The sequence below is a fragment of the Arthrobacter sp. E1SS-5 genome (assembly GCF_057073715.1).
The window spans coordinates 629360-642431 of the sequence record NZ_CP172703.1 but is presented as its reverse complement, the minus strand read 5'-3'; the positions used below and the strand labels follow the sequence as shown (position 1 = coordinate 642431).

Annotated in this window: 11 protein-coding genes; 1 reads left to right on the top strand and 10 read right to left on the bottom strand. The window is 66.3% G+C overall.

Annotated elements, in window-relative coordinates:
* Positions 1-37: 37 nt before the first annotated feature.
* The 8 genes from ACIGJD_RS03165 to ACIGJD_RS03130 are packed head-to-tail and all read right to left on the bottom strand — an operon-like array spanning position 38 to position 9085.
* Positions 38-1465 carry a mannitol dehydrogenase family protein gene (locus ACIGJD_RS03165; RefSeq protein ID WP_483688266.1) on the bottom strand — a complete coding sequence of 476 codons (1428 nt, stop codon included), beginning with the start codon at positions 1463-1465 and terminating at the stop codon, positions 38-40.
* Positions 1462-2865, bottom strand: coding sequence for a glucuronate isomerase (gene uxaC / locus ACIGJD_RS03160; RefSeq protein ID WP_483688265.1), 1404 nt, complete (start codon positions 2863-2865; stop codon positions 1462-1464). Before uxaC ends, ACIGJD_RS03165 begins: the two co-directional genes overlap by 4 nt.
* A 3-nt stretch (positions 2866-2868) precedes the next feature.
* Positions 2869-3774: a sugar phosphate isomerase/epimerase family protein gene (locus ACIGJD_RS03155; RefSeq protein WP_483688264.1), complete on the bottom strand. Its 906-nt coding sequence runs from the start codon at positions 3772-3774 to the stop codon at positions 2869-2871.
* 4 nt (positions 3775-3778) lie between these two features.
* A complete protein-coding gene (locus ACIGJD_RS03150; RefSeq protein ID WP_483688263.1) occupies positions 3779-4942 on the bottom strand; it encodes a Gfo/Idh/MocA family protein in 1164 nt (387 codons plus the stop codon).
* On the bottom strand, positions 4939-5787 hold the full coding sequence (locus ACIGJD_RS03145) for a sugar phosphate isomerase/epimerase family protein (RefSeq protein WP_483688262.1): 849 nt from the start codon (positions 5785-5787) through the stop codon (positions 4939-4941). The genes ACIGJD_RS03150 and ACIGJD_RS03145 overlap by 4 nt, the downstream gene beginning before the upstream one ends.
* A gap of 2 nt (positions 5788-5789) precedes the next feature.
* Positions 5790-6713, bottom strand: coding sequence for a carbohydrate ABC transporter permease (locus ACIGJD_RS03140; RefSeq protein WP_142131194.1), 924 nt, complete (start codon positions 6711-6713; stop codon positions 5790-5792).
* Positions 6710-7720, bottom strand: a complete 1011-nt coding sequence (locus ACIGJD_RS03135; protein ID WP_483688261.1) for a carbohydrate ABC transporter permease — start codon at positions 7718-7720, stop codon at positions 6710-6712. Before ACIGJD_RS03135 ends, ACIGJD_RS03140 begins: the two co-directional genes overlap by 4 nt.
* Before the next feature lie 6 nt (positions 7721-7726).
* Positions 7727-9085, bottom strand: a complete 1359-nt coding sequence (locus tag ACIGJD_RS03130; RefSeq protein ID WP_483688260.1) for an ABC transporter substrate-binding protein — start codon at positions 9083-9085, stop codon at positions 7727-7729.
* Between the two features lie 220 nt (positions 9086-9305).
* Between ACIGJD_RS03130 and ACIGJD_RS03125 the strand changes: the two genes are divergently transcribed.
* Positions 9306-10358, top strand: a complete 1053-nt coding sequence (locus ACIGJD_RS03125; RefSeq protein ID WP_483688259.1) for a LacI family DNA-binding transcriptional regulator — start codon at positions 9306-9308, stop codon at positions 10356-10358.
* Positions 10359-10515: 157 nt separating this feature from the next.
* On the opposite strand, the gene ACIGJD_RS03120 is transcribed toward ACIGJD_RS03125, so the two are convergent.
* Positions 10516-11763, bottom strand: a complete 1248-nt coding sequence (locus ACIGJD_RS03120) for an FAD-dependent oxidoreductase (RefSeq protein ID WP_483688258.1) — start codon at positions 11761-11763, stop codon at positions 10516-10518.
* The gene (locus ACIGJD_RS03115) at positions 11756-13051 is read right to left on the bottom strand and encodes an MFS transporter (protein ID WP_483688257.1); all 1296 of its coding nucleotides are present in this window, start codon (positions 13049-13051) and stop codon (positions 11756-11758) included. The genes ACIGJD_RS03120 and ACIGJD_RS03115 overlap by 8 nt, the downstream gene beginning before the upstream one ends.
* Positions 13052-13072: the final 21 nt, after the last annotated feature.

The following is a 13072-nucleotide window of genomic DNA, read 5'->3' as shown; positions in this document are numbered from 1 at the left end:
GGGTTTATCTGTTCCTTCCGGAAGTAAAAAGCAGGGTCTAAAGAGGTGAGGGAGTGGCGGTCCGGGCTGCGATGGATCCGCACAGCCCGTGGACCAGCGAAACAACGCCGGGGTCGTCGGCGATGTCCGCGCTGACCAGGCCGAGCAGGGCCTCTACCCTCTCGCTGCCCTCAAGCGCGTTGGCAGCGTGGATGTCAGCGGCCAGCGGGTCCTGGAAGTCCTGGGTGGCAGCAACATAGTCGATCCAGGCGGCAAGCATCAGGGCGGCCCCGCTGCCGGTCCGGCCACGGGCCCGCTCCGCCGTCATAACGGGCACGGCGCGCATCCGAAGCTTGGTGGTGCCGTCGGCAGCGATTTGGGCAAGGCGGTGGGCGATCCGGGCATTACCGAACCGTTCCAGCAGCGCCTGCCGGTACGCGGGAATGTCCAGTCCTGGAGACTGCAGATGGTGCGCGGCCTCGTCCCAGAAGTCCTCCACGGCCTTCCGGCAGGCCGGGTCTGACAGGGCATCGGCCACGGTGGCGTGCCCACGGAGCTGCCCGGCATACGCCAGGATGGAATGCGACCCGTTGAGGAGCCACAGCTTCCGGTTCTCGTACGGTTCAATGTCGTCAACCACGACGGCGCCCGCGTCCTCCCAGCGTGGACGCCCGGCGGGGAAGTCCCCGCTGAGCACCCAGTTGCGGAAAGGTTCGGCCACCACCGGCGAACTGTCGGTGTAGCCGCACTGCTCTGCCACTTCCGCGGTGTCTTCCTCGGTGGTCCGGGGGGTGATCCGGTCCACGGAAGTACTCACGAAGGTGACGTTCGCTTCGATCCACTCCGCCAGCCCGGGGCCCCATCCGGAGGCCAGGCCCAGAATCGCCCGGCGGGCCACCTCACCGTTGGCGGACAGGTTGTCACAGCTGACGACGGCGATCGGTCCCGCGCCGCTGTCGCGGCGCCTGGCGAGGGCCAGCACCAGGCGGCCCAGCGGCGTGCCGGGCACTCCGGCCTCCCCGGACGCCGCTGCCGACAGCGCACGGAGGTCGTCCGCCACACCGGGAGCGCCGCCGGCGAACGTTCCATCTGCCGCAAGCCCATACGCAGCCTCTGTGATGGTCAGCGTGACCACCGCCGTCTCCTTCGCCGCGATAAGCTCGCAGAGCCGGGCAATGTTGGCCCCGTCCGCCGCCTCCACGATGCTGCCGATGACTTCGAAGCTGTCGCCGTCTGCGGAGCGTTCCACCAAGGTGTAAAGGCAATCCTGGGCGGAAAGCGCCTCCGCAGCGTCCGGACGGCGGCCGGTGAACGCCGCGATCCCCCACTCCGCGGCGTCAGGGGCGTGCTGGGTGTACCAGGCCTGGTGGGACCGGTGGAACGCCCCCAGGCCAAGGTGCACGATGCGGACCGGAGCCTTAGGCAGTGGCTTCAGGCTGCGGTCCAGGACAGGGAGTGAGCCCAGTACAGGCGGCGCGGCATTCACAGCTTGAACACCCGCCGTGGCGATGCGTCGATGATGTCCACGATCAGTTCGTGGGCCCGTTCCTCGGTGATCCGGTGCTCGGCCACCAGGCGCGCCAGGAACGACGCCTCGATCCGGCGGGCCGTGTCATGCCGGGCGGGGATGGAGCAGAACGCCCGGGTGTCGTCGATGAAGCCCGAGGACCGGGAGAACCCCGCCGTCTCCGTCACCGCCGAGCGGAAGCGGAGCATGGCATCCGGCGCGTCCAGGAACCACCACGGCGCACCCAGGTACACGGACGGGTAGAACCCGGCCAGCGGGGCCAGCTCCCGGGAGAACACGGTCTCGTCCAGGGTGAACAGGACCAGGTGGAAGTCCTTGGCCGTTCCGAAGTCCTGCAGGAGCGGGCGCACGGCCTCGGTGTAGTTCACCGCCACGGGGATGTCGTGGCCGGTGTCCGCGCCGAAGGTCTCGAACGTGGGCGTGTGGTGGTTGCGGAAGGAGCCTGGGTGGATGGTCATGACCAGTCCGTCCTCCACCGACATCCGCGCCATCTGGTAGATCATGTGCGCTTCGAAGGCATCCCTGTCTGAAGCAGTCGCCTGCCCCGTCCGGCCGCGCTCGAAAAGCCGCTCCGCCTCGGCGTCGTCCAGTTTCAGCGTGGCGGGCGTGAACACGCCATGGTCCGCGGACACCGCGCCGCGCTCCACGAAGTGGCGCCGGCGCGCCTCGAGGGCTTTGATGTACCCCGCATAGCCGGAGGCGCCGTCCCCGGCAGCTCCGATGAGGCGTTCCACGTTGTCCTGCCAGGCCGGGTGCGCCATGTTCAGGTACTGGTCCGGCCGGAAGGTGGGCAGCACGCGGGCTGCGAACGAGGGGTCGGCGTGCAGGGCAGCGTGGCTCTCCAGCGAGTCCAGTGGATCATCGGTGGTGGCGAGCACCTCGATGTTGAATTCCTTGAACAGCTCGCGCGGCCGGAAGCCCGGCTCGGAGAGTTTGGCCTGCAAGGCATCGTAGAGCTGGTCGGCGTTGTCCGCGGACGGCTCCCCGCTGATGCCGAAAACGTGGGCGAACTCCTGCCGGATCCAGTAACCGGATGCCGTTCCCTCGAAACTGGGCCACGCCTCGCAAAAGTGGCGCCACACCTGCCGTGAATCGGCCGGCCTGCTTCCGAGGCCCAGCTGGTCCATGGGCACCCCGCCGGCGTGGATCAGCCGGGTGACGTAATGGTCCGGAGTGACCAGGAGCGCGGCAGGGTCAGGAAAGGGAGTGTTCTGCTCGATGACCGCCGCGTCCACGTGCCCGTGGGGGGAGATGATTGGCAGCCCCTCCACCTTGTTGAAGAGCGACCGCGCAACCTCCCGGACGCCGGGATCAGCCGGCAGCAGCCGGTCCGGGTGGTCCGCTATTGGCTGGCCCATGGCTCACCGCCTCCCTGCCGCGACGGAGAGCCCAGCCAGGGCAGCCGTGGAGCGGAGGTAGTCAAGGTTGTCCGCGGTGCGTTCGGCCAACGGGAGCTCGGTGGAGAAGTCCTCCACGGTCACCCATCCGTCATAGCCGAAGGCCGCGAGTGCCTTGAAGTACTGCAGCACGCTGCCCTGGCCGGAACGGAGCGGAGCCCATTCGTTGCGGTAGACCGCGGCACCGGACTCATCGGTTTCCCCGCTGTTGACCCATACCGCGTTCTTGACGTGCACGTGGGCCAGGTAGTCGCCCAGGAGCTCAAAGGCCGGCAGATAGTCCTCCTGCCCTTCGATGAGGAGGTTTCCCAGGTCATGGATGACGCCTACATGCCGCGGATCCAATCCGTCCAGCAGCCGCAGGGCGGAGGAAGCGGAGGCGGTGATGGTCCGGTGATGCAGTTCCACCAGCGCCTTCACTCCGTGGTGTGCTGCCCGCTCGGCAATCCATTCGAAGTCACGCCGGGCTGCCGCGAAGAGCTCCGGGTAGGGCGTGCCGCTGGCAGGTTCGTTTCCCCATGCCGCGGTTCCCAGCGGAAGCGTGGTTACCCTGACCTTCTCCGCACCCAGCCTGGCCGTTGCGGCAAGCATCCGGTCCACGTCCGCATGGTTGTCGCACCGCGCGTATCCGCCGATTCCGGAAAACTCCAGCCCCGCCCCGCTGCTAAGGGAGGCGATGCGGTCCAGGTGGTCTTCCATTCCCGTGAGCGGGATGGTGGCCCTGTTGCCGGCCCAGAACCCTGGTGCTGCGGCGTCAGCCTGGTCCGTGATGCGCCATTCGACGCCGTCCCAGCCCTGGTCGGCGAGGTGCTTCACTGCCTCTTCCGGAGTCCAATCGGGGGTTGATGCCGTAAATACTGAAAACTTCATGGTGTCAGGCGCTTTCTGCCGCGGAGCTGCCGGTGCGGACTTCAAGGTCGTTGTACTTGCCTGCAAGGACGTCGTCGAAGAGGACGGGCTGGCCGAGGGTGGCCGAAACGTAGACGGAGCGCACGGCCGCGAGCGCGTTGACCGCGTCGCTGACGGTGACGCCGGGCTGCCGGCCGCCGGCGATGGCGGCCAGGATGTCCCGGTATTGCCGCACGTGGCCGGCGGGATACGTGGTGGGGTCCGCGGCCTTGTAGTCCTCCACCGGGTACTTGGCCAGTTCCTGGTCGGCCTGGTTGCCGCCGCCCTGGAGACCCATGTCCGCGGACTCACCGCCGGCGTCCTTGCTGTGGAAGTACTGGAGCCGGTCGTTGTCCACCACGGCTGATCCTTCGGATCCCATGAGCTGGACCCGGACGGTCAGCCCGGGGTAGGCGGAGGTGGTGGCGTGCAGGACTGCCAGTCCGCCGTTTTCAAAGGTGACGGTGGCTACGGCGGTGTCCTCCACCTCGATGCGCTCGTGGGCCAGCAGGGCGGTGTGCGCGTGGATTTCCACGGGGCGTCCCATGAACCACAGGAGCAGGTCCACGGTGTGGACGCCCTGGTTCATCAGGGCACCGCCGCCGTCCATGGCCCAGGTACCGCGCCAGTCACCGGAGTCGTAGTAGCCTTGGCTGCGCCACCAGGCAACCGAAGCGATAGCCGAGGTCAGCCGGCCGAACCGGCCCTTGGCGATGGCGTCGGCGACAGCCACGCTGGACTGGTCGAACCGGTGCTGGCTGATGACCGAGGCAACGACCCCCTTTTCCGCGGCTTCCTTTGCGGCTGCTTCAATCTCCTGGGCCCGCGTAAGGTCCACGTCGAGGGGCTTTTCAATCACCACGTGCTTGCCGGCGGCCAGGACCTCCAGGCCCTGCTGGATGTGGAGGCCGCTGGGGGTGGCCAGTGCCACGAGGTCAATGTCCTCGGACTCGAAGGCTTCGGCCAGGGTGCTGAACTGCGGCGGCCGCGGGCCGCCCTGCTTCTCGACAAAATCGGCAAGCGCTTCGGCGGCGGCAGGGATGGCATCGACGAGGGCGACTATCTGCACCTCCGGGAACTGCTGCAGGGCTACGGCGTGGGTGCGGCCAATGACGCCGCACCCGGTGATGGCTACGTTCAAGGTGCTCATGCGGTCTGGACTCCTGCTTCTGCGGTGACTTTTGCGAAGGCGCGTGCTGCAATGCCGAAAGCGGTGGGGCCGGAGAATCCGCCGAGTCCGTGGGCTCCGGCCAGGTGCGGCTCCAGGGAGGCGAAGCCCTGGTAGCCGTCGGCCTTGAGGGCCTCCACGGTCTTCAGCAGGTCCCCGTCGCCCTCACCGGCCGGCGTGACGTGGCCGTTGGCGAAGAGGGCGTCCTTGACCTGCAGGTACTCCAGGTGCGGCCGCAGCTTGGCGTACCCCTCGTCGAAGGGTTTGACCCCCACCTGGACGAAGTTCGCTGCATCCCAGGCAACCTTGAGGGCGGGCGAGTTGACGGTCTCGATGATGTCCAGGACCCGGTCCGGGACGTCCCCGAAGATGTCCTTTTCGTTCTCGTGGAGGAGGATCACCCCGCCTTCCTCCGCAACAGCGGCGAGGGCCCGCATGCGTTCCATGACGGCGTCCCGGATGCTCTCCACCTGCACGGACTCGCCGTAGTAGAAGGAGAAGATCCGGATGTACTTTGCGTCCAGCACCTTGGCGGCGTTGACCGCCCGGCGCAGGCGCTCCACCTCGTGCTCCACGGGCAGGCTGACATCCACCTTCCCGATGGGCGAGGCGATGGCGGAGACCTTCATCTCCTTCTCCGCCAGCAGGGAGGCGAGGGCCTTGAGCTGTTCGTCGCTGAGGTCCACGATGTTGGTGCCCCACGCGCTGCGGACCTCGATGTGGTTGGCGCCGAGGGCCTGCAGCACTGCGATCTGGACTGCGGGGTCGTCGTCGATCTCATCGCCGAAGCCTGACAGCTGCCAGGTGACCTGGGTGGTCGAAACCATGGTTATTTAACTCCTCCGGCGGTCAGCCCGCCTACTAGGTAACGCTGGAAAATCAGGTAAAGAATGACCACGGGAGCGGCACACACCAGTGCCGCAGCCATCATCTGGCCGTAATAGGGAATGGCGCCGCCTTCCTGGGAGGCACCAAAGATCTGAAGGGCGACGGCGGCCGTCTGGCTTTCCGGGCGCGTCATCACCGAGGCGAACAGCACGTCGTTCCAGCCGAGCAGGAACGCGAAGATGCCGGAGACAACGATGCCGGGCCAGCTGAGCGGCAGGATGATGCGGAAAAGCACTCCAAGGTTGGAGGCGCCGTCGATCCTTGCCGCTTCTTCCAGCTCCTTGGGAAGCCCGCGGAGGTAGGTGACCATCACCCAGGTGGAGAACGGCATGGCGAACGTCAGGTAGGTGACGAACAGGCCCCACTGGGTTCCGATGACCTGGATCCCCAGGTAGGTCGCGGCCGAGGAAAAGAGGACAAAGACCGGCAGTACCATCAGGGTTCCGGGCACGGACTGCAGGGCCAGCAGGCCGCGGAGGATGGTGAGCCGCCCGCGGAAGGTGTAGCGCACCAGCACGAAGGCGGTGGATACGGACAGTGCGGCCGAAACCACTGCGGTGGCGCCGGCCACCAGGACGCTGTTGGCCAAACCGGTGGCAAGGCCCACGCTGGTCCAGATCTTCGAGTAGTTCTCGAACGTGACCGTTGAGGGCCAGAACTCCCCGTTGGCCACCCCGATGTCCGAGTTCACCGAGGCCAGGAAGATGTACAGCACGGGAACCAGGACCAGGGCACCCAGGAACACCAGGACGAAAATCAGCAGCGGGGTCGGGAGCAGCCGCAGCACCTCGTGCTGCCGGTGCGAGCCTGGACGGTCGACTTCAAACGTTGGCGCACTCTGCCGGGTGGCTGTCGTGGCGCTCATTTTTTGCCTCCTGGTCTTTCGGCGTCGTCAAGTTTGACGGCGCGGAGGTAGACGAACAGCGGGATGGCGATGAGCACCAGGGAAATGAAGGCCATCGCGGCGCTCAGGCCAAAGCGGAAGCTCTGGAAGCTGGTGACGTACGTCAGGATGGGCAGGACTTCGACGTCGGACGGGGCCGGGACGCCGAACAGCACGAACGGAAGGGTGAAGTTGTTGATGTGGTGCAGCATCCCGATCAGGAACGCCAGCGCCAGCGGGCCCTTGAGGTAGGGGAAGATCACGTACCGCAGCTTGTTCCACCACAGTGCCCCGTCCAGGGCCGAAGCTTCATGCACTTCGTGGTCCACGGACTGCAGGCCGGACAGCGCCAACAGGTAGATGAACGGCCAGGAGGCCCAGATCTGCACTAGGACCAGCGTCCAGAAGGTTTGGGGGCCGTTGAGCCACAGCCCAACGTGGATGCCCACGGTCCCCAAGGCCTCGTCCACGATCCCGCCGGGCTGGAGCATGGTCCGCCAGACGGTGGCCACCACGAAGGATGGGAGGACGTAGGGAATCAGGAAGATCGACCGGATCACCGCGCGGCCCTTGAAGGCGTTCTGGGTAGCCACCGCGGCGGCGATGCCCAGCGGCAGCGTCACCACCATGGCCAGGAACGAGTAGCTGACGCTGAGCCAGACGGCGTGCAGCAGCGGCGAAGCAGTGACAGCTTCAACGAAGTTTTCGGCTCCGATGAGCGGTGCGCTGATCCACTTCCGCAGGGTGTACTGGTCCAGGTTGAGGACCGACATGTAGATGCCCAGCAGGAGCGGGAGCACGATGATGATGATCATCAATGCCCCGCCGGGGATCAGCATCCAAAGCGGCCGGTTGCGTTCGCTCAGTCCCTTGCGGCGCTTCCCGCCCTTGTGGCCGGGCTGCTGCCCGGCGTCGTCTGTGTTCCGGGGCGCCCGGCTTGCGGCGGTATCCGCCGCAAGCCGGACTTCATGTGAGGCGTCGGTTGACATCAGGACTTATCCTTTGGAGGCGCGGTCCAGGGATGCCTGGCCCTTGTTCTGGGCGTCCTTGATCCTTTGGTCCAGGGCGGACTCGTCCACCTTGCCGGCGGCCAGGTCCGGAATGGACTGGACGGTGACATTCAGGAGGGCGAGCTGGATGTCGCCCCAGGCGCCGGTAAAGGGTGTCGCCTTGGACTTGGCAGCGGCGTCAGCCATCGGCTTGAGCTTCGGATCGGTCAGGCTCGCCAGCGCCTCGGCGTTGGCCGGCAAATCGCCGAAGATCTTCTGGTAGTTCAACTGCTCATCCTTGGACGTGATCAGCTTGATGTACGCGAACGCGAGGTCCTTCTGCTTGGAGTAGTCGGCCACCACCAGGTTGTCACCGGAGAGGATGCTGGCGGCGTCGCCGTCGGACTTGGACTGCGTCTCACCCGGGGGGATGGTGGGCATCAGCGTGTACTCGTATTTGCCGGCAATGGCCGACTTATCGAGCGTCGGGATAGAGGTGCCAGTGGTCATCATCAGGTAGCCGGCCTTGCCGCTGGCAAAGGCCGCCACGGCGTTGCTGTTGCTCCAGCCGACGGAAGCAGGGTCAACAACCTTGTCGTCGGTCAGCCAGCCGAAGTAGGTCTGGTACGCCTTCTTGACGGCGGGATCGTCCAACTTCAGTTTGTTCCCGTCAACCAGGGGGTTGCCGGCCTGCACGGACATGGCCCAGATGAACTTCCAGGGATCGTAGTTGTCCTTATAGCCGGTGGCGATGCCGTAGGTATCACCCTTGGTCATCTTCTTTGCCTGGGCTGCCAGTTCGTCCCAGGTGGTGGCGGGCTTGTCGATGCCGGCCGCTGCCAGCAGGTCCTTGTTGTAGGCCATCACGAACGGACGGCTCACGAACGGGATGCCTGCCTGGTGGTCTTTGTCCGGACCGGAAATGCCGAGTGCGGCGGGGTTGAAGCGGTCTTTGCCGCCTACTGCCTTCCAGTCATCATCCGAGAGGGTGACGAATGCTTTGGTGGCGTAGGCGGTGGGGGTAAACGTGGTGCCGAGGCCGTAGATGTCAGGTCCCTGGCCGGATACCACCGAGGTCTGGATACGGGTGAGCTCGTCATTGGCGGAGGCGAAGGTCTCAAATTTCACGTCGGCGCCGGTCTCAGCCTTGAACTTGGCGGCGATGTCGCTTTGCCACTGTTTCTGCTGTTCGGGGTACTGGGCCAGGACGCCTGTCAGGACATTGAGGGTCTTGCCCGTTCCGTCCACTTTCCCGCCGGCGTTGGAACCTCCGCCGCTTCCGGAGCCTCCGGACCCACAACCGGTCAGGGCGAGTGCTGCAGCCGTGACAATTGCCGCGAGCCCAGTAGTCGATTTAAACCTCATTGTTTTTCTCCTCTAGGACACCCGCATGGCCACATCCGTCCTGTGGCGGAGATCACTGCAGGCGACTCGAGAGTCAGTCTAGGAAGGTGGCAAGCGTGTGGCAAGCGGTTGCCAAAAATTGCCATAAATGCTCAGATAGGTGCATCAGGAATCCCCCGGTGAGTAGCCTTGGGAGCCCCATTAGGCCGGCTTTGCCGGTCCGCGAGGAAAGGCCGCAGCGATGGCAGACCCCACCATGAAAGCGTCCCGCCCGGCAGGGTTCGACGCTGGTGCCCAGCGGGACCGGCCCCCCACCATCCGCGACGTTGCCGAGCTCGCCGGGGTTGCCACCTCCACCGTGTCACGGGCCCTGGCACGCCCGGACAGGGTGAATCCGCGCACCCGCCTGCGGATCGAAGAGGCTGCCGCCCAGCTCAACTACGTACCCAGCTCCCAGGCACGCGGGCTCAGTTCGGGGCGGACCAACGCCGTGGCCGTCCTGGTGCCCGATATCACCAACCCGTTCTACTTCGACATCATTCGCGGCACCCAGCACCAGCTCAAGGCCGCTGGTGTCACGCAGCTGCTGGTGGACACCGAGGAGTCCAGCGAGATGGAACTGGACGCGCTGCATAAGATGCGGAAATCCGCGGACGGATTCATCCTTGCCGCCTCACGCCTGTCCGACGCCCAGCTTGCGGAGGTGTCACAGTCACAGCCCCTGGTGACCTTCAACCGGGCCTCCACCAGCGCCCCGACGGTGATGATTGATACGCCGTCCGCCATCATCCAGGCCCTGGAGCACCTGGCCTCGCTGGGCCATCACAAGGTCTGCTACGTTGCCGGCCCGCCGACGTCGTGGTCCAACCAGATGCGGTGGAAGGTCTTCGAAGAAGATGCCACCAAGCGCGGGATGGAGGTGCACAGGATCGGCCCGTACACCCCCAAGACCACATCAGGGGCTGCGGCGGCCGACGCAGCTGTCAGGACCGGGGCAACTGCCTGCATCGTCTTCAATGACCTGCTCGCCATCGGCATGCTGCAGCGCCTGCAGGCCCGTGGCATCCGGGTCCCCCAGGACATGAGCATCATCGGATCGGACGACATCTTCGGCGCCGACTTCTGCAATCCGCCATTGACCACCATCTCCAGCCCCATCGAACAGGCGGGCAGGGTGGCAGTGTCCATGCTGCTGGCCCAGCTCAACCCGCTGCCCGGCAGCGCCACCCGCCAGCTGGCCGTCATGCCCACGCACCTCACCATCCGGGAATCGACCGGCCCCGCGCCGGCCTAACCCCCAATCCATTGCTCCGTAGTTGTCGTTTTCAGGCGTCAAAACGACACATGGGGAGCAATCGATGGGCGTCAGACGCCAACCCGCCCACGCAAAAAGGCGGGCGTACGACGCCGGGAGCCACCCGCCGTCGTACGCCCGCCTTAGTTCGCGGTGCTTAGGCTTCCACTAGCTTGGCTCCGGCCGGAACCTCGGCCGGGGCACCGGGCTCGTTGCGGCCGTAGAGCCAGTCATTGTACTGGAAGTTGTTGTCGCCGCGGCTCTTGAACAGCATGTTCCGCAGGACGCGGGCCACGCCGCCAACGTGCCAGGACTCGCCCCAGATGCGGGCGGTTCGCTGGACGCGGGCGGTGCGGGCTGCGCGGGTTTCGTTGAACTCGCGGAACGCATCCTCCCACGCACTGGCGTCGATGCCTTCGGGCGTGAAGACGCGGTTGCTGGTGGCATCCTGAAGCACCGCCGCGTCCTCCAGCGCCTGGCAGGCACCCTGGGCCAGGTACTGCAGCATCGGGTGCGCGGCGTCGCCGATCAACGCCATGCGGCCGGACACCCAGTTTTCGATTGGGTTGCGGTCGTACATGGGCCAGCGGATGCCGGTGGCCAGGTTTTTCAAGGCTTCCTGCACGGCCGGGACGCAGTCCTTGTAGGCCGCTTCCAGTTCGTCCACGCCGCCGTACTGCTCCTCGCCGCGTTCAAAGGAGGGCGACTTGAACACTGCCACGGTGTTGAGCAGTTGGCCCTTCCGCAGGGGGTACTGGACCAGGTGGCAGTTGGGGCCGAGGTAGACAATGACGTCCTCCAGGTCCGCAGCGGGGGTCTCCTCCGTGATCGGCACGGTGCCTCGGTACGCCACGTAAGCCGAGTTCACCGGGCCGTCATTGGCAACGGTGCCGCGGAGTGTGGACTTCAGCCCGTCCGCAGCCAGGATGGCGTCGGCTTCGAAAACCTCGCCCTTGGCGCTGTAGGCCCGCGCCCGGTCGCCGTCGGTTTCCACTTTCTGCACCAGGACGTCGTTCACCAGTGTGACGCCGGCTGCCTGGCATGCTTCGAGCAGGATCCGGTGCAGGTCGCTGCGGTGGATCACCACGTAGGGGGCGCCGTAGCGTTCCTCGAACTCACCGCCCAAGGTCTGGCGGGTCAGTTCCTCCCCCGTGACCGCGTCGCGGAACACCAGGTGCTTGGGCTGGACGCCGATTTCCAGGGCCTTTTCCAGCAGGCCCCAGCGCTTGAGGACGCGGGAGGCGTTGGGGGCCATTTGCAGTCCGGCACCCACTTCACCGAAGGCCGGTGCCACCTCAACGAGCGTGACGTCGGCGCCGTTTTCGCGCAGTGCCAGCGCGCCGGCCAGTCCGGCCATGCCGCCACCCACCACCAGGACATCGGTGGCATCTTTGACGTTAGACATTGGAAACTCCTACTGCTGTTGATTTCTTGATTTTGATGCCGACTGCAGCGATCAGGACTGCCGCTGCGGCTGCTGCTCCGGCAAAGGCCAGGAAGTTTGAATTCACGCCGAGGCCCGCTGCGAGCAGGAGCCCGCCGGCCTGCGGTGCGGCCACCGCTCCGATCCGGCCCACGCCGAGGGACCAGCCAAGGGCGGTACCGCGGAGGTGTGCGGGGTAGTGGCTGGCCACGGCGGCGATGATGAGGCATTGGGTGCCGTGCGTTCCCACGCCGGCAAGCACCAGCATGAAGTAGACGACGGCGACAGGCGGCCCGGTCACCAGGACCACCAGGGCGACGGCGGCCACAGCCGCTGCCGCGATGGCCGTGGGGATCGGCCCGAAGCGGGTGCCGGCCCAGGCCGTCAGCACCGAGCCCGCCACGGCACCGAGGTTGAGTGCCAGCGCGAACGTCAGGGCGGAGCCGAGGTTGTAGCCGGCCAGTTGCATCAGGTTGGGCAGCCAGGTACCCAGCCCGTACCAGGCGAACAGGGTCACCAGGGTGCCGATGGCGAACAGCACGCTGATGCCGAGGTAGGGTGCCCGGAGCAGGGAGCCGAAGCCGACGGATTCCTTGGTGGCGCTGCCCCCGGCGGCGCCCGTTCTGGCGGGGGCCAGCGTTTCCGGCAGGCAGCGGATCCCCAGCGGGATCACCACCACGAGGGCGACGACGGCCACCAGGAACATCACCGGCCAGCCGAAGGCCGGAATGAGCGGGATGCCGACGAGGGCGGCGATGGAACCGCCGATGGGAACGCCGGACATCATCAGGGTGGCGATGGTGGAGCGCCACTTTTCCGGAACCAGCTCGGCCACCAGGGCGTTGGCGGACGGGACCAGGCCGCCAAGGCCGATGCCTGCCAGGAGCCGCAGGCCGCCGAAGACGGGTGCGTTGGGTGCAAACGCACAGAGGATGGTGAAGAGGGAGAACACGACGGCGCAGCCGATGATGGTCCGCCGCCGGCCCCAGGTATCGGACATGCGGCCGGCGAAGACCGCCCCGATCATCATGCCGACGAAGGCCATCGAACCGATGGTTCCGGCCGTGGCCTTGGTCAGGCCCCAGCCTGTGTCGCTGATGAGCGAGCCTTGGACGGTGCCATACACGATCAGGTCATAGCCGTCGAAAACGACCAGCAGCCAGCACACCAGGACGGCGAGCACGGAACGCCGGGGAAACCCGGAAAAGCCTGCGCCCGGGGCGGGGGCGGCCATGCGCTGCGGCGCTGCAGCGGAAGTTGTGTGATTCATCCCACCACTGTGCTGGCAGTC